Source organism: Gemmata palustris, from assembly GCF_017939745.1.
GTDB classification, from domain to species: Bacteria; Planctomycetota; Planctomycetia; order Gemmatales; family Gemmataceae; genus Gemmata; species Gemmata palustris.
Genome location: NZ_JAGKQQ010000001.1, coordinates 4,986,090 through 5,004,367, shown reverse-complemented (window position 1 = coordinate 5,004,367; position 18,278 = coordinate 4,986,090). Strand labels below are relative to the sequence as shown.

Annotated in this window: 18 protein-coding genes; 7 read left to right on the top strand and 11 right to left on the bottom strand. The window is 63.3% G+C overall.

Going from position 1 to position 18,278, the window contains the following annotated elements:
• Positions 1 to 148: 148 nt before the first annotated feature.
• The 4 genes from J8F10_RS20550 to J8F10_RS20535 form a co-directional block, all read right to left on the bottom strand.
• Positions 149 to 2,404 (bottom strand): FG-GAP-like repeat-containing protein, encoded by a 2,256-nt coding sequence (locus J8F10_RS20550; protein ID WP_210656909.1) that lies wholly within the window; start codon positions 2,402 to 2,404, stop codon positions 149 to 151.
• 194 nt (positions 2,405 to 2,598) lie between these two features.
• Positions 2,599 to 3,918, bottom strand: coding sequence for a bifunctional folylpolyglutamate synthase/dihydrofolate synthase (locus J8F10_RS20545; protein WP_210656907.1), 1,320 nt, complete (start codon positions 3,916 to 3,918; stop codon positions 2,599 to 2,601).
• A 390-nt stretch (positions 3,919 to 4,308) separates the two neighbouring features.
• Positions 4,309 to 4,863: a hypothetical protein gene (locus tag J8F10_RS20540; RefSeq protein ID WP_210656905.1), complete on the bottom strand. Its 555-nt coding sequence runs from the start codon at positions 4,861 to 4,863 to the stop codon at positions 4,309 to 4,311.
• Between the two features lie 76 nt (positions 4,864 to 4,939).
• Positions 4,940 to 5,944: a PEP-CTERM sorting domain-containing protein gene (locus tag J8F10_RS20535; protein WP_210656903.1), complete on the bottom strand. Its 1,005-nt coding sequence runs from the start codon at positions 5,942 to 5,944 to the stop codon at positions 4,940 to 4,942.
• A 157-nt stretch (positions 5,945 to 6,101) separates the two neighbouring features.
• Between J8F10_RS20535 and J8F10_RS20530 the strand changes: the two genes are divergently transcribed.
• The gene (locus J8F10_RS20530) at positions 6,102 to 6,935 is read left to right on the top strand and encodes a helix-turn-helix transcriptional regulator (RefSeq protein WP_210656901.1); all 834 of its coding nucleotides are present in this window, start codon (positions 6,102 to 6,104) and stop codon (positions 6,933 to 6,935) included.
• 28 nt (positions 6,936 to 6,963) lie between these two features.
• On the opposite strand, the gene J8F10_RS20525 is transcribed toward J8F10_RS20530, so the two are convergent.
• Together J8F10_RS20525 and J8F10_RS20520 are read right to left on the bottom strand one after the other, a co-directional pair.
• Entirely contained in the window at positions 6,964 to 9,573 is a 2,610-nt protein-coding gene (locus J8F10_RS20525) for a hypothetical protein (protein WP_210656899.1), read from the bottom strand.
• A 72-nt stretch (positions 9,574 to 9,645) separates the two neighbouring features.
• A complete protein-coding gene (locus tag J8F10_RS20520) occupies positions 9,646 to 10,479 on the bottom strand; it encodes a hypothetical protein (protein ID WP_210656897.1) in 834 nt (277 codons plus the stop codon).
• Positions 10,480 to 10,615: 136 nt separating this feature from the next.
• Between J8F10_RS20520 and J8F10_RS20515 the strand changes: the two genes are divergently transcribed.
• The 5 genes from J8F10_RS20515 to J8F10_RS20495 all read left to right on the top strand — a co-directional run bounded on the left by J8F10_RS20515 (position 10,616) and on the right by J8F10_RS20495 (position 13,720).
• Complete coding sequence (locus J8F10_RS20515; RefSeq protein WP_210656895.1) at positions 10,616 to 11,158, top strand: hypothetical protein; 543 nt, start codon at positions 10,616 to 10,618, stop codon at positions 11,156 to 11,158.
• 173 nt (positions 11,159 to 11,331) lie between these two features.
• Positions 11,332 to 11,562 carry a DUF1653 domain-containing protein gene (locus J8F10_RS20510; protein WP_210656893.1) on the top strand — a complete coding sequence of 77 codons (231 nt, stop codon included), beginning with the start codon at positions 11,332 to 11,334 and terminating at the stop codon, positions 11,560 to 11,562.
• A complete protein-coding gene (locus J8F10_RS20505) occupies positions 11,559 to 12,476 on the top strand; it encodes a sigma-54 interaction domain-containing protein (protein ID WP_246523456.1) in 918 nt (305 codons plus the stop codon). The genes J8F10_RS20510 and J8F10_RS20505 overlap by 4 nt, the downstream gene beginning before the upstream one ends.
• Positions 12,477 to 12,611: 135 nt before the next feature.
• Complete coding sequence (locus J8F10_RS20500) at positions 12,612 to 12,890, top strand: indolepyruvate ferredoxin oxidoreductase subunit alpha (RefSeq protein ID WP_210656891.1); 279 nt, start codon at positions 12,612 to 12,614, stop codon at positions 12,888 to 12,890.
• 80 nt (positions 12,891 to 12,970) lie between these two features.
• Positions 12,971 to 13,720, top strand: coding sequence for a hypothetical protein (locus J8F10_RS20495; protein ID WP_210656889.1), 750 nt, complete (start codon positions 12,971 to 12,973; stop codon positions 13,718 to 13,720).
• A gap of 264 nt (positions 13,721 to 13,984) precedes the next feature.
• Here J8F10_RS20495 and J8F10_RS20490 read toward each other — a convergent pair whose 3' ends face one another.
• The 5 genes from J8F10_RS20490 to J8F10_RS20470 all read right to left on the bottom strand — a co-directional run bounded on the left by J8F10_RS20490 (position 13,985) and on the right by J8F10_RS20470 (position 17,282).
• Positions 13,985 to 14,200, bottom strand: a complete 216-nt coding sequence (locus J8F10_RS20490) for a hypothetical protein (RefSeq protein WP_210656887.1) — start codon at positions 14,198 to 14,200, stop codon at positions 13,985 to 13,987.
• A 234-nt stretch (positions 14,201 to 14,434) separates the two neighbouring features.
• Positions 14,435 to 14,707 (bottom strand): hypothetical protein, encoded by a 273-nt coding sequence (locus tag J8F10_RS20485; protein WP_210656886.1) that lies wholly within the window; start codon positions 14,705 to 14,707, stop codon positions 14,435 to 14,437.
• A gap of 460 nt (positions 14,708 to 15,167) precedes the next feature.
• A complete protein-coding gene (gene cysK, locus J8F10_RS20480; RefSeq protein WP_210656884.1) occupies positions 15,168 to 16,109 on the bottom strand; it encodes a cysteine synthase A in 942 nt (313 codons plus the stop codon).
• Positions 16,110 to 16,126: 17 nt separating this feature from the next.
• Positions 16,127 to 16,591 carry an RrF2 family transcriptional regulator gene (locus J8F10_RS20475; protein WP_210656882.1) on the bottom strand — a complete coding sequence of 155 codons (465 nt, stop codon included), beginning with the start codon at positions 16,589 to 16,591 and terminating at the stop codon, positions 16,127 to 16,129.
• A gap of 229 nt (positions 16,592 to 16,820) precedes the next feature.
• Positions 16,821 to 17,282, bottom strand: a complete 462-nt coding sequence (locus tag J8F10_RS20470) for a hypothetical protein (RefSeq protein WP_210656880.1) — start codon at positions 17,280 to 17,282, stop codon at positions 16,821 to 16,823.
• Positions 17,283 to 17,823: 541 nt separating this feature from the next.
• On the opposite strand from J8F10_RS20470, the gene J8F10_RS20465 reads away from it, so the two are divergent.
• Positions 17,824 to 18,126 carry a hypothetical protein gene (locus J8F10_RS20465; protein ID WP_210656878.1) on the top strand — a complete coding sequence of 101 codons (303 nt, stop codon included), beginning with the start codon at positions 17,824 to 17,826 and terminating at the stop codon, positions 18,124 to 18,126.
• The last annotated feature ends 152 nt before the right edge of the window (positions 18,127 to 18,278 follow it).

Below are 18,278 nucleotides of genomic sequence, written 5' to 3'. Positions count from 1 at the left end.
CGCCTCACCGCGCGATGGGATTTCGGACACCAACACCAAAGGGTCAACGGGTGATGTTGACCGCGATTCACTCCAAAAACGCTCGGCGCGATTTGGTTGTGCGCCGAGCGCGAGCGGTTTTTAGTAGTCGCGTCCGTGAAGTTCCGGATCACCCGATCCAAACACCACCGGCAACAGTTGTGTCCGGGTCGAAGGCAAACAGACCCGGCGGGAGCCCGGTCACGGGGAGGCTGCTCCCGTTGTAAGCCGTCACTTGTTCACCCGACGACGTGACGATGTCGAGCTTCCCGTCGCCGTTGATGTCGCGCACGGCCACCCGGATCCCCGCCGAACCAACGGCACCCGAGGGCGAGAAATTGGCGAGTACCACTTTGCTGTTCGCTTGCACAAGTGATTTGCCCGAGTACACGGCCACGCGCCCATTGCCCCACGCCCCGGCACCGAGAATGAGATCCCCGTACCCATCGGCGTTCACGTCCCCGATAGTGAGGGACACCCCCTTCCCGGATACCTCCGCACCCGGCGAGAAGGTGCTGAACAGCGCGGCCGGGGTGCTCCCCGCGCGGAGCGATGTACCGGTGAACCCTGAAACGGTTATTCCCGTCGAGTATAGCGAAGAGACCACGAGATCGGCCTTGCCGTCGCCGTTGAGATCGCCGAGGGCGACCTGGGTTTGGCCCCAGTAACCCGTTGAAGGACCGGCCGAAAATTCTGTTAACTTCGCGTAGTCGCCACCGCGGTACACCCGCACGGCCCGGTCTCCGGTGGTTCCCACGGCGATGTCGGCGATCCCGTCCCCGGTCACGTCCCCGACTGCTACCGACAGAGCGCCGTAATAATGGTTTGTCGCGAGGAATTGCTCGGGGCGGACCTTCCCCGTCGCCCCGTCGACGATCACCATCTGCGCGTTCATCAGCCCATTTGACCCGACGACGATGTCGGCGATCCCGTCCCCGGTCACGTCCCCGACTGCGACTCGGGCCTCACCGGTGTACGTACTACCGAACGGGGTCGCAGTAAACCGCACGGTGCGATCCGCGTTGTACATCGTGACCTCGGCCACCGTTCCTCCGTTCGTCCCGACCGCGAACGGTTGCCCTGTTACGGGTGGGGGAGGCGGAGGTGAGGCCGGGGGCGGCGGAGGAGGGGGGGGACTGGTTGCGAGTTCGTCGTACCCGATGTCCACGCCACCGCCACTCGGTCGCGGCGTTCCTTCGGCGTCGGTCGGAGGCGCGCCGGTGGTCGTGCCCTTATCGACCGCGGCGCTCGTCGCGTTGAGGTGGTAATCGCCCGCCGAGGGGTTTACGAACAGCGAATTCGGGTCTGCTGTGGTGAACGAGTGTGCGTCCCGCCCGGTCGCGGCGCGCCACTGGGTCAGAGAGAGGGCGGTGTTGCCACCGTCGACCGAGAAGACGTTCTCGGTGAGGTTGTAATCGCTCACGAACCCGGACAGGCTGTCCGCGGAAATCGAGATCGCCCCGCGGAACGATTGCGCGCTGTAAAGGATGTTGTTCCGAACGGTGTTGTTCGTGCTCCCGTTGGCAATGTTCAGCGCCCACCGCCCGGTCGACGCGACGAGAACGGTGTTGTTCTCCACCAAGTTCCCGCTGGACGCCCCACCCCCGTCCTGCCGGAACAGGGTGATACCGGCGGCGAGGGCGTTGTAGATCAGGTTGTTGCGGAACACGGAGTTCTGCACCCCGTCGGCGTTAATCGCCGATCCGCCCCCGGTCCCGTTGCTGTACAAGACGTTGTTCTCGACCAGGGCGTTCGAGATGATCCCGTCCCCGCCCTGGCTGACGTCCCCGTTCATGTGGATGCCGGCGCCCTTGTTCCCCCACGCGACGTTCCCGCGGATGACCGGGTTGTCGCCACTGTTGGACACGTAGATGCCGTGCTCCTGGGCCGAGCGCGACGTGACGTTGTTCTCGATCGTGAGGTTGTCACTGAATCCGGTGAAGATCCCCCATCGAGCGTTACTGTCGCAGTTATTGTTGCGAATGACGACATCGTGGTTCGTGACCGAGCGAATCCCCGCCCGCCCCGCGCCACTGATGCTGAACCCCTGGATGGTGATGTAGTCGGCACCTTCGAGGTTGATCCCGTCCGCAGTCGTGGGGTTCCGGCTGGTAATCTTCGCGCCGGCCTCACCGGTGAAGGTGATCCGGGACGCGGCCGTGCCATCGGTGTTCAGATTGAACCCCGCGTAACTTCCCGCTTTGACCGTGACCGTGTCCCCGGCCCGAACGACATCGGCCGCGTGCTGAAGGGTCTTCCACGGACTGGCGGCGGTTCCGGCGGCCGAGTCCGATCCGTTGATTGCGACAAAAAATGCGGCCGGAACCGCGCGTTCCTCGAGCCACTCCACCCCGAGACGGGTGGAAGGATGTGTTTTCGTGCGCAAAAAGCTTACCTCTCGGCGAAGGAGAATTAGGCGAAATTGGCGAACGAACGCGGGCAAAGTTTGGGGCGAGAAAGAGAATGGGTGAACAGCAAGTTGCGAGACTCAAAACTTTACAACGCGCTCGGGGGAAAATCAACGCACGGGGGACACGGGGGCAGAAGTTGCGCGCCGATAACTCCGACACGATAAGACGACTAAATGTCCGTCAGTGCGGGGCGCAATTCGCCGGCCAAAAAAACGGACCCCGTGACGCACACCAAATCGCTCTCGGTCGTTGCGGACCGGGCCGCGTTCCACGCATCGGAAGCGGTCGCGTGGGCGCTGAACGGTTTGCCCGGCGCGACCGCGGCGAGTGTCGCGGCCAACTTCTCCGGCGACACGCCCCGGGGATTGTTACCGTACTTCGTTAAGTGGAAGTGATCGAAGTAGTCCGCCAGAACGCGAAGGATGTCTGCGAACTGTTTGTCGGATGACACTGCGAACACGACCCTCTTCGTGCCGCTTTGCGGGAACGCGGCGCGGAGCGTGTTTACCAGCGCTTCCGCGCTCGGCACGTTGTGCGCCGTATCGAGGATAATGGCGGGGCGCTCGCGGATCACTTCAATGCGCGCCGGCCATTTCACTTCTGCCAACCCGCGCGCGATCGCTACTTCCGGGATACGCATTCCGGCGTCGCGAAGTCGGTCAATGACAGCGACCGCAATGGTCGCGTTCTGAACTTGGTGCGCTCCAAGAAGCCCGAGAGAAGAGCCTCCCCCCCCGTCCCCCCTCGCCTTGCTCTCCGGCCCTGTCCGCGGAGCTTCTCGCGGGGCCGGGGGGGGAGGTTCTCCCACTTCCCACAACGGGGCGGCCATCTCCGCAGCCACCTCGCGAATCACCGCACGCGGCTCCGGTTGCGTCACGCCACTCACAACGGGCACGCGGCGCTTGATGATGCCGGCCTTCTGGTATGCGATCGCTTCGAGCGTGTTACCGAGTTGGGCCGTGTGATCGAACCCGATGTTCGTGACGACCGACACGAGCGGCTGACACACGTTCGTGCTGTCGAACCGCCCGCCGAGCCCGACTTCGAGAATCGCGATATCGACCCGTCGGCGCACGAAGTGCAAGAACCCGAGGGCGGTGCCGATCTCGAAGAACGTGGGCGAGGGAAGCGTTGTTTCCTCTTCCATCGCGCGCACCGCGGGTGCGACTTCTTCCATGCGGGCGGCCAGTTCCGCGTGCGAAATGGGTACGCCGTCAACTTGCATCCGCTCTTCGACGTACTCGAGGTGCGGAGATGTAAACAACCCGACCCGGTAGCCCGCCGCGCGCAGCACGGACGCGAGCATCGCGCACGTCGAGCCCTTCCCCTTCGTCCCGGTGACGTGAACCAGGCGCAGTCGGTCCTGCGGGTCGCCCAGGCGCCGAAGGAGCGCGTGCATGCGCTCCAACTTGAGGTCGAGCGGCCCCGCCGACCGCACCTCGTAGTTGATGCGCCCGTACCAGAATGAAATGGCCTCGTCGTAGGTCATCGATCACCATAGAGGGAACCGTTCGCGGAAGGTGTTATAGTTTCCGCGGCGACGCACTCAACTCGGTTCCGTGATCGATCAGAGGTGCTTTGAACAACGGACACAACGAATGTGACAAGCGCGAGGAACGCGACGGGCATCTCTCGGCGCGAGTCCAATGAACCAATGAGGGCCTGTTCGCGCTCCTCAAGCGGGGCGTAGTTACCTCACAGTGCGAGTGGCAAGTGCGCTTTCATGTAGGCGCTTTGAGCGCAGTTGCACGCCCCTGGCGCGCACGTTCGTGTTCGTCGAAGGGGGCAAGTGGAAGGGGAACGAAATTGCCATTTCGCGACCGCGTAACGCAACCGGGGCGAACAAGTCGCAGCCCCGGCCGTTCACCGGATCTCGGGCCTAACGCTTGATCTTTCCGTTTTGCGTAACGCCCGCAACGGCACTATCGCTGGTCAGTGGAATTGGACCTGTTGCGAACAGCGTGCGAAACTTGCCCGTTGCTTTCTTGTACTTCCCGGTCCCGCCGGTGACTGTAAATTCACCATCCCCACTGAAGATCACGTCCGTTGCACTAACGAACTGGATCGTGAACGTCGCCTTCCACGTACACACGATCTGGCCGTCCGCAGTGGAGATGATGTGAATTTTCGGCCCGAAGGGGAGCAGCGGGTGTGCGCCGACCTCGCCCGTGAACTGTAACGTCGCCGGTCCGACCGGCGCGGGGGCAGATGTCGGCCGGATGCTACCGGTTTGCAGGTTTGGGCCGGTCCGATCGCTCGTTCCGATGCCGTAGTACGGAACGTCTTGACCGCGCCCCAGACCGTTCTGGATGTTCGTGAAGACGGCGGCCCCGACGAAATCGTAGTCGGCCGCGCGAATCGATCCGGGCGCACCGAGCAAAAACAAGTAGGTGCCACATAGTGCGAGCAACCGGGGTGAGATGAACGTGCGCATGACAAATTTCCTTGGGACAAGTGGGATCTACTGCGACAGTGATGACACGTGTGGCCACAGAGGATCGATCACGGAATCAGGACGCGAGCGTTGGGGCCGGTGCCATCTTCCGTAGCCGCTTTCTGAGCAGCGCCGGCAAGAAACCGGCGCCGGTCGCCAGAAGCACGAGGCTGCTCGGCTCGGGGGTCGGGTTCACTTGTGGGGACAAGCTCAACCCAGAGTCGAATGTCAGTAACCGCGGATCAACGGCTTGGCCGCCACCGAGTGCGACACCTTTTAGAGCCACGGTGTGCGAGAAATCGGAATCCGCGCGCCCCTCGCGGTTCCAAGCGAAGACCGAAGTGGTCGTGTAGACGTTCAAGTTGAATGCGTAACCGCCAATCTCCGGGTTGTAATTGAGATCGTGGCTAAAAGTCATATCGACTGCTTTTTCCGTCGGGGCTGCGCTCCCGGGCCAGCCAATGTTCGTTCGCGTTTGCGGCGGATTGCTCGATCCGGGTAAAAACCCAGACAGATTATCAAACGCGGAAAACTGGTAACCGAATTCGACCCCGGATGTGCCGTTCGAGGTGTTCACATTGTAGGGCGAGAAGCTCATGAGCCCGTCTGCTCGGAAGGTCAGCGTCAAAACGGGCGGTGGGTTCGAGCCGCCGTACCGGATGATGTCACGGAACCCGAGCGAGATGGCGGTGTACGCCCCGGCGTCGAAGTAGAAATCATTATCGTACCCGTAAGAGTACGCGCCAAGCGAGAACAGCCGGTCCGCCAGGGGAGCGACGGCGCCGAAAATTTTACCTTCGGCGCGGGTGCCGCGAGGAGCGTCGCCGTTGTTCGAGTAGCCACTCCATTCAGACGCCTGGAGCAACCCTGAAATGAGGGTGAGCTGCCCCTCCGCCGTGAGTGAATTGCTGTAATTCCCACTTCCCGCAGCAGTCCCCGGGCTCGCGTTAACGAATCCGCTCGCGTAGGAGTGGATGTACGCCGCACGAGCACGGCCTGCGGTCGCACCACTGAGCGCGCAAACAAGTGCCAAGACGACGAGCCGGGAACGCGGGAAGTAACGCAAAGTGCGCACCTTCATCTCTCAGTCTCCGATCCTGAATCAGGGCGTGTCTTTCGATCGGTCGCTTCGACCGCCGAACTGGGCCGACAGAACTTAGGAGACAGTAATTGCGTTTCCGTATTTGCGTGAGTCACTTAAATTAGGGATTGCCCCATCACCCGCGCCCAGGTGAATCATGCCGTCTTCCGCACTTCGGCTCCGCGACATACGCTCCATCTACGAACTGGTTCACGAGTGCCGCGCCCTGGGTGACGACCCGGGCGCGTGGCGCCGGCACTGGTTCGCGCGGCTCGGAGCACTTACGGGCGCCGATCTCATTGTGGGTGGCGAGTTCGCAGAGTGCCTGGGGGCGCGCCCGCGCGCCCTCGGTACGACCGAGTGGGGGTGGACCAACGGGCTCGACCGAGGGGCGTGGATACGGGCGCTCATCGAGTTCGGCGAAGATCCGAGCTTTTCGGAGATGCTGGTTGCTTACTTTGCTCGCCTCCGGCGCGACGACGGCCTCTGTGCGAGTCGCACGGAACTGCTACCAGATGCGAGCTGGTACCGGTCACGATACTATGAAGTGATCCACCTCGGAATCGGTGTCGACCACACTCTGCAGTGCTACCGGGCACTTCCTGGGGCGCCGACCGAGTTTAATTCTGTCACACTCGGGCGCGCGGCCGGAGAAAAAGACTTCACCACAAGGCACAAGGCGCTCGTCCGGGAAGCTCATGCGGTACTGGCGCCGCTCGTTGGTAACGCACTGGCCCGGTTCACGGAGCCATCGCCCGCGGCCCTCGCGCCGCGGGTCCGGGAGGTGCTCCGGTGTCTACTAGAGGGGGACTCGGACAAGCAAGTTGCAGCGCGACTGGGAATCAGCAAGTACACCGTTAACCAGTACGTCAAAGTGATCTTCACTCACTTTGGGGTGACAACTCGCCCCGAGTTGCTCGCCCGGTGGATTCGCCGGGGATGGGGCAACGGGTTCGCGTGGGTCAATGGCGACGGCCACGCACCAAAATAGTGCGTGGCCGTCGTTTCATCACCGGACCTCAGCCCTGGACCGGCATGCACACCTGTTCGAGCAGCTTCTCGCCCTTCTCCTGGATGATGTCCGCGAGGTTGGGCAGCGGCGCGCCTTCGGGGAGCGACTCGCGCACGGCCGCGAGCCAGCGCGGGAAGGCGTACATCTGCGCGAAGCCGTCGAGCGACACCGGCTCCAGGCGCGTGTGCTTTCCGCGGCGCTCCGCGTCCTGGAGCAGCGTCTTGCTCTTACCGGTCGTCGCGATGTCGTCCTCGGGGCGGAGCAGCACGAGCAGATCGACCACCGCCGGCTCGGTGTCCAGCACCGCGATCTTCACTTCCAGGTCTTTCGGCTTCCCGGCCCCGCGAGCGAGGAACAGCCCCAGTCCCATGCGCCACGGCTGGGCGTCCTTACAGGCCCAGTGCGCGATCGTGACGACACCGTAAGTCGGGTGCTCGCCGTAGGACCACTCGTTGACGACGTGCTGGAGGCGCCACGGGCCGACCTTCACGCCGTGCTCGTGGCACACGCTCAGGAACGCCCCCAACCCCGCCTGGAGTTCGCGCGTCGCGCCCGTGAGTGCGCCTTCCGGTTCGAGCTTCCGTCGGGCCGCGCGCTGCTCCTGCTCCCACAGTTCGACCAGTGCCGCGTGGCTGTCCCGTGCCACGGCCGGTCCCGTGGCCGCGACCGAAACGGCCGGCTTCACCACAACGGCGGGCGGTACGTTTGCGGATACCGCTGACGGAAACGGCACCACGGCCGGCACCTCCGGGGCGGCTGCCACAACCGTGGGGGCTTCAGCGTGAACGACGGGCCGCGCGGGCGGTTCCGGCTCTTCAACAATCGGCTCGCTGCTCGTGACGCTTTCTTCCGGGTCCACTGCGACGGCCATCGGTACGTCGTCGGTGACCGCCGGCGGGAGCATGAGGAGCGGCGCGGGCGGCCCGGCTTCCGCCACCGGCGGCTCTTCCGCGGGGGCTTCGGCCGGCGTTTCGATCACCTCCACGTGCTTGATCGTCAGCGTCGGGAGCGGAGTGGGCGCATCGTCTTCGTCGCGCCCGAGCAGCGCCGCGATCCGGCTCACGGGGTCATACGAAACGGGCAGTTCCGGCAATTGGGGTTCGATGATCGGAGCGGGAGGCAACTCCGGCAGCGTGGCGATTTCCGCCGCCACGTCGAAGCGGCTCGCGGGGAGTTCGGGCTCGGGGGCCGGCTTACCGGGCTCCACCTTGACCGATTCGGGAACCCGGGCCACCGGTGCGTGGGCGTCATCCGGGCCGTACACCACGTGGTCGAACAGGTGGCGGAACTGCTGGAGCATGTCGCGGAGTGTCGGCTCGGTGCGCGCGATGCGCGTGATCTGCTCGTCCACGAACGGGAAGATTTCCGACACGGATTCGCCGGCCGGGAGTTCACTCAAGCACGTGCGCAGGCGCGCTTCAACGACCCGGCGCACGAGATCCGCGGGCGGCGCCTCGAGCCGAATGGCCTTCACGGTGCCGTGCTTCGGAACGTGAACCGGGTTGTTCAGCCGGTCCTGAATGTAGCCGTCCAGCGAGGGCACGAAGCGGTTCCACAACCCGCGCTCGGCGAAGATCAGGAAGCACAAACCGTCGATCTGGTGCATCACTTGAACGATGCCCGCGAAGAACGCTTCCGCGGTGCGGTGCGCATCGTCCGTTCGGCGCGCGAGGAGCAGGTCCTCGAGCTGATCGAACGCGACCACCACCGGCGTCTTCAGGCTGCGGAACACTTCCGTCAGCACCTTGAAGAGCGCGAGCACGAGGTCTTGCCGCGTGGGGCGGACGTGGAACTCGAGTTCCGCGAACCCGTAAGTGAGGAAGTTCGCGAGGTCGCTCTCGTCGCGCAGGAGGGCCGCCTTCGCGAACCCCTGGAAGATGTGCCGGCGCATGAGCCCGGCCGCGTTGTGCGATTCGTTCTTCTGGACGTGCGTGCAAACGAGATCGAACGCCTTCTGCGGCGTCAGCCCCGCATCGGTGAGCGCCTGAGAAACCGGCGTGGGCATCCGGGCGAAGTTCGAGTACCCGCTCAGGTTCTCCGCGAGCCACTCGGCGCGCTCGCGGGCCTGCTGCGTGCCCAGACCGAGTCGGCGCGCCCACCGACCCAACCCCGGGGGCGGGAACAGTTCGACCTTCTCCTCGTCGGACAGTTCACGAAGGGCGACACCGAGCTGGCGCCGAACGAGCTGGTCGCCCACGAACTCGAGGGGGCGCACGCCCTTCTGCTTCCCGCCGCCGAGGAGCGTGTCGATGATCTGGAACAGCAGGTATTCGAGGAAGTCCGAATCGCGCTGGTACACGCCCGGCGTGACGAGCAGTTGCCACTGGCCGCCCATGCCGTGCTTGATGCTGTGGAGCAGGTGCGTCTTCCCCGCGCCCTTGTTCCCCAGAATGGGCACGACCTCGCTGTGCGTCTGCGGGTCGTAGCGGTACAGGTCGATGATCGCGTGCAGCAGGTCGCGCTCGGCCGCGAACAGTTCCGGCACGTGGAACCGCGCGCACACCTCATCATCCGGGTTACGGGCGAAGTAATTGCGGAACGGGTTCCCGGCGCGCTTCAGGACGTCGCGGGTGCGGCCGGTGAGTGTCGGTTCGGGCGCGAGAGCAGTAGCGTTCATCCTTGAACCTCCGGTTGTAGGAAGAGAAGCGGGCACGGCCGCAACTCACCCGATCCTGTTCCTGTCCGAATCCTACGAGCGAAGCGAAGCGTAGTAAGCGATCCCGTGGCCGATGAGGAGCGCGTATTGCGGTTCCGGGAGCGCGTAGAGGGGGCCGGTCCACGCGGGAAGCGAAATAGCCTCGTCCGCACACAACTGACGCAGGCAGTCGTGGAACGCGCCGATCGTGAGCGCGTCCGTCAGCGCCAGCGCGCGGAACAACTCCGGCAGCGGGCAGTCGGTGGGACCGGAGCGGTCCGCGAGGTACGCGAGGACCGCCGGCGCGAGGGCGGTGGCGGATGTTTCGAGAACGGCGACGGCCTCGGGCAGCAGTCCCTCCCCAACCCCTCCCCTAAACGGAGAGGGGCTTAAAACCGAAGACCGCGCGGGTTCTTCGGTATTTGGTTCTGCTCCCCCTTCCTTCCTAGGGAAGGGGGCCGGGGGGTTAGGTTCTTGGATCTTCGCTACTGTCACACTCGGCAGAACGCGAGCAACGGCATCTTTCAGCCCCTGCAAATTGTCCGCCATCCGGCGCGCGGTGGAAAGCAGTTCGCCGATCTCGCCCTGCCGGGCTTCGAGCACGCGAACGAAGTCTTCGAGCACCTGTTTCGGGTTCACGGCCGCGAGCAGGAACTCCCAGCCCTTTTCGGTCAGGCCGTAGAGGTCGCGCGGGGTTTTACTCTTCGCGTCGGTGCCGACGACGCGCACGAGCTCATCGGCGAGGCATTTTTGTGCGACGGGTTTGGCGCTGGAGGCGTTCGGGAACAGCCCCGACTCGGTCTTCCCCGCGAACAGCGGCAAGCCGATCGGCTCGGCCGCGCCGCGGCTGAGCGCGTCCAGAATTTGTTGTGTGAGCTTGTCGGCCACGGTTCCGCTTCCGTGCGGGGGCAAAAAACTGATTCGCGCAGATGCTACGCGGAACCGGAGTCGCGTTGCAACCCCGACTCGAGTGCGTCATGATTGGCGCGTAGGCTTTCAAATAAGTTGACGCAGGAGGAAGCACATGACCACCAGGAACCTGGCGGTACTCGCGCTCGTCGCAGCGCTGGGCTGGAGCGCACCCGCTCGGGCCGCGGACGAGCCGAAGCTGCCGGACGTAAAGGCGTTCGACAAGCTCGTGATCGATACGCTCCGCGCTGTGCATAACAAAGGCGCGGACCTTTACAACGAGGGCAAGGACTTCGCCGGCGCGTACCGGGTCTATCAGGGAGCGCTCCTGACCGTGCGCCCCCTGCTCGCACACCGACCGGACGCACAAAAGATCATCGACACCGGGTTGGACGACGCGGAGAAAGAAGCCGACGTGTCGCGCAAGGCGTTCCTGCTCCACGGTACGATCGAGGGCGTGCGCAAGAACCTGAAGATCGCGATCAACGACACCAAACCTGCTCCGCCGGTGAAGAAGCCGGAAGAAAAGGCGCCCGACGAGCCGAAGAAAACGGACCCGCCGATGAAGAAGGCAGAAGAGCCGGCGAAGAAAGCCGAGGAACCGAAGCCCGCGCCGCGCCCCGTCGCACCCCCACCAAAAGAAGTGAAGCCGAAGTAGGCGCGGGCCGAGTTTTGTGTTTTGTAGGGTGGGTCCAGGCTTTGCGCAGGCCCACCACACCCGCTTGCGAGCGCGAATATAAACGAAGCGTTCGCAAGCTCCCGGACCCATCGTTCAGCCGAAGACCAGATGGTGGGCCTGCGCAGAGCCTGGACCCACCCTACGAGATCATCATGTCCAGCAACGAACCCGTTCCCGGCCGGTACCGTCACTACAAGGGCGGCGAGTACGAAGTGATTGGCGTCGCCCGGCACAGCGAGACGGACGAAGTGCTCGTCGTGTACAAGCCGCTCTACAACGCCACCGGGTTGTGGGTGCGCCCGCGGGCGATGTTCCTCGAAACGGTCAACCACAACGGCGAAACGGTCCCGCGTTTCGCCTACATCGGCCCGAACCCATCATGACACTTGTCGGAGCACTCGCCCACGTCCGGCGCGCCGTCGAGCAAGTGGCCCCCACCGACGCGACCGTGCTCGTCCTCGGCGAAACCGGAACCGGCAAGGAACTCGTTGCGCGGGCGCTGCACGAGCAGAGCCGCCGGGCACGGGCCGCGTTCGTACCGGTGAACGGCGCAGCGCTGGTACCCGCGCTGGTCGCGAGCGAGTTGTTCGGCCACGAACCGGGCGCGTTCACGGGCGCGGTGAAGCGCCGCGTCGGGCGCTTCGAGCAAGCGCACAACGGCACGCTCTTTCTCGACGAAGTGGGCGACCTCGCGGCCGACGTACAAGTGACGTTGCTCCGCGTGCTCCAAGAGGGCGTCGTGGAGCGCCTGGGCGGTGGCGACCCGATCGCCGTCAACGTCCGGCTTGTCGCGGCGACGAACCGCGATCTCGCGTCCGAGGTGCGCGCCGGCTCGTTTCGCGCGGACCTCTTCTACCGCCTGAATGTGTTTCCTATCACGCTTCCACCGTTGCGCGAGCGCAAAACCGACATTCCGGCCCTCACCGCCCACTTCCTCGCGTACTTCGCTCAGCGCCATCGCCGCCCCGCCACAATCATCCCCGCGCGGGTGCTTCGCACACTCGATGCACACGACTGGCCCGGGAACGTGCGCGAACTTCAGAACGTGATCGAGCGCGCGGTGATCGTGAGCGACGGTAACGAACTCGTGATCGATCCCGCGTGGCTCGCGGTGGCTTCGCCGATCGAAACCGCCCGCACGTGGGCCGAACAAGAGAAAACTCGCATCTCGGTGGCCCTGAAAGCAGCCGACGGGCGCATCTACGGCCCCGGCGGTGCGGCTCAGCGACTCGGACTGAAGCCCACCACCCTCTACGGCAAAATGCGCAAGCACGGCCTCACGCGCGACGGCGAGTGACCACGCTTCGTTGCGCAACCAAATTTCGTCGTCAATCGCGATTCAAAACGCTGCATTTCAAGCACATTTCACTCGGCACATAACGTGCAATTCGGCTCCGCGGTTTCAAACTTCCCGATGAAGAGGAGGTGCGCAATGGCGCACGTCGTGACCGCGCCCTGCGTGGGGTGCAAATACACGGATTGCGTGGTGGTGTGTCCAATGGAGTGCTTCTACGGCGACGAGCAACAACTCTACATCGACCCGAATGACTGCATCGATTGTGGAGCGTGCTCCTCGGAGTGCCCGGTCGGAGCGATCTTCCTCGACGCGGACGTGCCCGCGAAGTGGTCCGGCTTCGTGCGACTCAATGCCGACCGCGTGGACGCTCTCAAGCCGCTCGGTGCGCGCGTAACGGAGAAAATCGGCAGGTAATTGCGCGACTGTCGGCGCTTCACACGGGGTGGTGGGCCGGGTACTCTCAACGCGCTCCCACCTTCCCCGGAGTTCTCGTCATGCAGTCCCGCCGCGCATTCAACGCACAACTCGTCGGCTCCGCGATCACGTTCTCGCTCATTGAAACGCTCTGGGCGCGCGACCTGTTCGCCGACTCCACCAAGCCAACTATTCAAAAGTGGATGGGTGAATTGGTCGAGATTACCAAGGATCTCAAGGGCCAAAAGCTCACCGACGTGCAGTTCCAGACCAAGATGGAAGACCTGTACAAGCGGGTCGATCTCGCCGACCTCTGCACACTCATCAAACTCGACGAGGTGGAGAAGAAGACCAAGTTGCCCGACAACGGCGCCGCGAACGTCGGGTTCGATCTCTCGAAGGTGGAAGGGCTGCCCGGAGAGGTGGGATTCGGCAAGCAGATTTTCGGGTGCAAGAAGGGCCGATCCATCGTGCCCCACGGCCACGCGAACATGTGTACCGGGTTCATCGTCCTCAAGGGCAAGTGGCACGGGCGCCACTACGACCGCGTCGAAACCAACAAGGACCACTACGTCATCCGGCCCACGATCGACCGCACCTTCGGACCGGGCGAGCTCTCAACTATTTCCGATCACAAGGACAACATCCATTGGTTTGAATCAACGTCCGATACCGCGTTCATTTTCAACGTCCACGTGATCGGGTACGACAAGACCATCAAGGAAACGAGCGGCCGACTGTACCTCGACCCGGCCGGCGAGAAACTCGCAGGCGGACTCGTGAAGGCGCTCAAAATGACCTCCGCCGAGTGCCACAAGAAGTACGGCTGAGTCACTCCGCCTCTGGGCGGAGTCCGGTTGGAGCAAGGGCGCGGGCCAGCGTGAAGATTTCACGCCTTCGTTGGCTTGTATGCTTCGCCGTTCACCTCGAACTCGGATAGTGGTTTGAAAGGTGGTGTGGTCCCAATTTAGCTGGATGAGCGCACTAACCTCGAACTTGATTGCTCCAATCCCACCGTGCCCTCAAACCTCGGTCGCGTCGGGTACAGCCGGGGCCGGTTCCGAATCGTGTGTACCCGCGGTGGCTTTGAGTGCTCACGCCGCTTCCGGTGTGCCTGCAGCGGGCGCACCGAGAACCACGGTGCGGATCTCCTGCCACAGCGCGAGTTCGAGTTCGGTGAACGGTTTGTCCGGGCGGTGGCGCAGCGCCACTTCGTAGGCGGCCCGGGTGAGCCGGGCGACGAGCGACTCGGTGTCCGCACCGAGAACCGCGTCCTGTCCCGCATCAGAAAGTACGACGCGCGCGACCATCCCAAACTCCCTCGTTCGCTCGTTATTTCCGCCCGAATCATGTACTTCGCGGCAAGGCACTGCCGCACGACTTTTGCCCGAATCCCGTCTCACGTCGTGAACAGAAAACTGCTCGCACCGCCCGCAGCGCTCCTCAAACGCCACTGAGCGATGACGAAACTTGTCGCCGCCGCGCGCCGAATGCTCTCTCCTTCATTCAGCGCGCCAACGGTGCGAGCAGACGGCGGGAAGGGGTCACTTCTTCCCGCTGTACTTGTGCATGAACACGACGACCGACTCGCCGGTCGGGTCGCCCGTCGCGATCTTGGTGAACAGCGTGCCGTGTTCGCGGTCCTTCGCCTCGATCACCTGCGCCTGGGTCTTCGCGCTGACGAGCGTCGCGGACGGGCGCGTCTTTACCGGCCCCGACGCACCACGTGAGCGGGGGCGCGACTTACGCGCGGCCTCGTCGCCGAACACGTCCTTACGGGCCTCGGGCACCACATACGCGCCGCTCAGGGCGATCACACTGCGGAGGTCACTGATCCGGCTGCAGAATGATTACTACGTTCATCGCATTTGTAATTTACACGGCAATTCGACGAGGTCAACGTGCCCGAATGCGGATTCGGGCACCACAGGGATTACTCCGTCAAGTTAATGCCGGCATGAATACGTCGATGAATGACTACGAAGAGGGGCGGCGCGAACCGAGAGGAATCAACTGCTGGGCAATAGTGAGCTGAAATCAATGAGCGTCAAAGCGGGCGATAGATTTTAACAATTTATATCGCTATCATTATGCCGATGTGCGTTCTCTGATTGTTTCTAAAGCGCGTTTACCGAGGACGATGCCATCGGCATCAAATTGATTGCGAGTCTGATTAGTATAGTCGCGTTTCTGACGATAATGCCAAGAGCGGTACGGCGCATCGGGCGGATTTGCGAACCGACTCCGTCAACTCGCGTGGGCATCGCTTCAGTCTGGTCACCCGCTCAGTCCCTCGAACAGCGGAGTGGACAGGTACCGCTCGCCCAAGCTGTTCATGATCGTGACGATCCGCTTGCCGCGGAAGTCCGGGCGGGCTGCGACCTTCGCCGCCGCGCACATGTTCGCCCCGCTGCTGATGCCGACCATCAGCCCCTCTTCCTTGGCCAGCCGGCGCGCCCACTCGAACGCCTCGTCGTTGGTCACGGTCACCACGTCGTTCACGAGTGACCGGTCGAGGTTTTTGGGCACGAACCCGGCGCCGATGCCCTGAATCTTGTGGGGGCCGGGCGCGCCGCCGCTGAGGACCGGGGAGTGAACCGGTTCCACCGCGATCGCCTGAAAGTTCGGGTTGAACCGGCGGACGAAGCGCGTCACGCCGGTGATGGTGCCACCGGTGCCGACGCCCGCAACGACGGCATCAATGTCGTGCCCGCTGTCCGCCCAGATTTCCGGGCCGGTGGTCGCCTCGTGAACGGCCGGGTTCGCCGGGTTCTCGAACTGCTGCGGCATCCACGCGGCGGGCGTCTTGGCGACCAGTTCGTTCGCCCGCGCGATCGCCCCGCGCATGCCCCCGGCCGCCGGGGTGAGCACCAAGTGCGCTCCCAGCGCCCGCAGGAGCGCGCGGCGCTCCACGGACATCGACTCCGGCATCGTGAGTGTCAGCCGGTAACCCTTCGCCGCGCACACGAACGCCAGCGCGATCCCGGTGTTCCCGCTGGTCGGCTCGATGATGTGCGTATCGGCGGTCACCGCGCCGGCGCGCTCGCCGGCCTCGATCATCGCCACTCCGATCCGGTCCTTCACGCTATTGAGCGGCTGGAAAAACTCGCACTTCGCGAACACGGTCGCGTGGTCCGGCGGAACCAAGCGGTTGATGCGCACCATCGGCGTGTCACCAATGGTGGCGGTCACCGTGTCGAACGTCTTTCCGCGTGGCATCGCACCCTCCGCCGCTGTCAGATCCCGTCCCCGCCGACCAGTTCCAGGCTGAACACTTCGCGGTCGGCAACGGGTTCGTTCCGGGCCACCTGTGCGAGCGTCGCGTTGTCCATGTGCGCCGCGGTCACGTTGCGGATGTCCAGGAGGACGCGCCGGAACCGGCAAGTGGGCGCCTGGCTGCACGCCTCGTTGTGCGAAATCGACACGCACCCGACCGGGGCGAGAATTCCGTCGAAGTGGCGCACGACTTGGCCGAGCGTGATCCGTTCCGGCGAAAGCGCGAGGACGTACCCGCCCATCCGCCCCGGCGAGCTTTCCACCCACTTTTGCGATTTCAGGTCGAGCATGATGTGTTCGAGAAACTTCTTCGGCACGTCGTTCTGCTTGGCCAGCTCGTTCATCGAGATCGGCCCCTGCCCCCAGCGGTCCGCGAGCGCGAGAAGAACCCGAAGGGCGTAATCCGTCTTGCGCGAGAGCCTCATCGGAAGTCCTGCCGCGTGTTGAGGTGGACTGCTGGGGCGAATGTCGACCGCGGTGGTCGATATTAGCGGTTCACACTTCGTACCGTCAACAAGTGAGAGCCGACTCTGTTAAGTCGGGCCGGTGGAGATGGAAGGAGTGCGAGCGAAAATGAACGAGCCCGCCGAACTGAAGTTCGGCGGGCTCGTGAATGTGTTGCTGGGAGAGATCAGCAACCGAAAGTTGTGTCGCTCAGCACATGCAGCAGCACACCGGGGTGCCGCCCATCATCATCGTGCAGGCGCAGCCGGACTTCATGCACGTCATCATGCAGTCGCAGCACGCCTGGATCATGTCGCAGCACATCTTGTCGCCGCTGGTGCAGGTGACGCAGCACCCGTTCGTGGTCATCTCGACCTTGCACGCGGCCATCGTCATGTTGCAGCAGCACACGGTCATGCCGTTCATGGTGCAACACATGCTGCACATCCCGCCGGCCATCATGGTGCACAGGTTCTGCATCATCACGCACGCGGCCGGATCGTCGCACATGCACGTGATTTTCATTCCGCCGGGGCACTTCTCGACCTTCATCGTGCAGCGCGGGACCATTACCATGTTCGGGGACATGCCCGCCGGCATCCCCATTCCCATCCCGGTCGCGGGGGATGAGGACGGCATTGCGGTCATCGGGTTCATCATCGCAGTCACCATGATCGTCTCCGGCTTTTGTGCTTGGTACGGTTGGCTTCTGCGGCGATTCTAAACTTCCCCGGGGCAGACGCAATTGCGACAACTTTGGTCGTGATTGTGATCCGATCGCCATTTGGGACCAAAAAACGGAACCACGCGGCACTGACTGAGCCCTCAGCGGATCGCCGTAAACACCGTCCGGGAAACGACATCCCTGACATGCTGGAAATTGATATAGCAGGCGTCAGAGTTGCGACAATCGGGCGCATTTTTTTACACATTTTTTAGCTCCAGCAGTTCCACACCCACCAGACCTGACGGAGTGGACTCGAACATCGTGCGATAATGCACAATCGGCCCCAATCAATGTTGACCAAAGGAATGTGGCTAGTCATATTAACGACGTGGTTCAGCCCCCGGCCGATCCGACATCGCTCTGAGGGGAGAGGCGGAGTTTGAGTTGTGAGCGGTTCGGGCGGCTGAATCACTTCGTGCAACATTTCGCTCGGCACCTGCGCGAGCCGGGCTTCGCGCCTCATCGCCCCAACATAAGGAGCTACCCATGCGTAAGTTCGTTCTGGCCGGCTTAGCATTCGTTTTAACGATCGGATTGGCCATTGCCAGTGAGGTGGCGTTCGTGAAGTACGACACCGACAAGAAAGAACTGACGATCAAGGAAGACGACAAAACCGCGACGTACAAGATCACGGACGACACCAAAGTGAAGCGCGGGGAGAAGGACGCCAAACTGGAGAACGTGCTGAAATACTTTGGTGAGAAGGCCAAGGAAGGGGACAAATTCGAGATCACCGTGGACAAGGACAAGAAGACGGTCACCGAAATCAAACTCAAGGGTAAGAAGTAACTCGTTACCTACCCCTGAGAGTTCGCTTACCGCTGATGACTCGCGTCCTCCGGCCAATCTGGTCGCGAGGACGCTTCCATTACCAGGGAGCATTTTCCCCCACCGTGCCCAATTGGGATGAGCCCCACACCACAGAATTGTTCAGACGGACA

What these genes read in the sequence shown, in the direction of transcription:
- J8F10_RS20475 (WP_210656882.1), bottom strand. Translation starts at nt 16,591, where the DNA reads ATGAGGCTCTCGCGCAAGACGGATTACGCCCTTCGGGTTCTTCTCGCG.
- J8F10_RS20465 (WP_210656878.1), top strand. Translation starts at nt 17,824, where the DNA reads ATGCGTAAGTTCGTTCTGGCCGGCTTAGCATTCGTTTTAACGATCGGA.
- J8F10_RS20490 (WP_210656887.1), bottom strand. Translation starts at nt 14,200, where the DNA reads ATGGTCGCGCGCGTCGTACTTTCTGATGCGGGACAGGACGCGGTTCTC.
- J8F10_RS20495 (WP_210656889.1), top strand. Translation starts at nt 12,971, where the DNA reads ATGCAGTCCCGCCGCGCATTCAACGCACAACTCGTCGGCTCCGCGATC.
- J8F10_RS20540 (WP_210656905.1), bottom strand. Translation starts at nt 4,863, where the DNA reads ATGCGCACGTTCATCTCACCCCGGTTGCTCGCACTATGTGGCACCTAC.
- J8F10_RS20505 (WP_246523456.1), top strand. Translation starts at nt 11,559, where the DNA reads ATGACACTTGTCGGAGCACTCGCCCACGTCCGGCGCGCCGTCGAGCAA.
- J8F10_RS20545 (WP_210656907.1), bottom strand. Translation starts at nt 3,918, where the DNA reads ATGACCTACGACGAGGCCATTTCATTCTGGTACGGGCGCATCAACTAC.
- J8F10_RS20470 (WP_210656880.1), bottom strand. Translation starts at nt 17,282, where the DNA reads ATGGTGACTGCGATGATGAACCCGATGACCGCAATGCCGTCCTCATCC.
- J8F10_RS20500 (WP_210656891.1), top strand. Translation starts at nt 12,612, where the DNA reads ATGGCGCACGTCGTGACCGCGCCCTGCGTGGGGTGCAAATACACGGAT.
- J8F10_RS20530 (WP_210656901.1), top strand. Translation starts at nt 6,102, where the DNA reads ATGCCGTCTTCCGCACTTCGGCTCCGCGACATACGCTCCATCTACGAA.
- J8F10_RS20525 (WP_210656899.1), bottom strand. Translation starts at nt 9,573, where the DNA reads ATGAACGCTACTGCTCTCGCGCCCGAACCGACACTCACCGGCCGCACC.
- J8F10_RS20510 (WP_210656893.1), top strand. Translation starts at nt 11,332, where the DNA reads ATGTCCAGCAACGAACCCGTTCCCGGCCGGTACCGTCACTACAAGGGC.
- J8F10_RS20535 (WP_210656903.1), bottom strand. Translation starts at nt 5,944, where the DNA reads ATGAAGGTGCGCACTTTGCGTTACTTCCCGCGTTCCCGGCTCGTCGTC.
- J8F10_RS20515 (WP_210656895.1), top strand. Translation starts at nt 10,616, where the DNA reads ATGACCACCAGGAACCTGGCGGTACTCGCGCTCGTCGCAGCGCTGGGC.
- cysK (WP_210656884.1), bottom strand. Translation starts at nt 16,109, where the DNA reads ATGCCACGCGGAAAGACGTTCGACACGGTGACCGCCACCATTGGTGAC.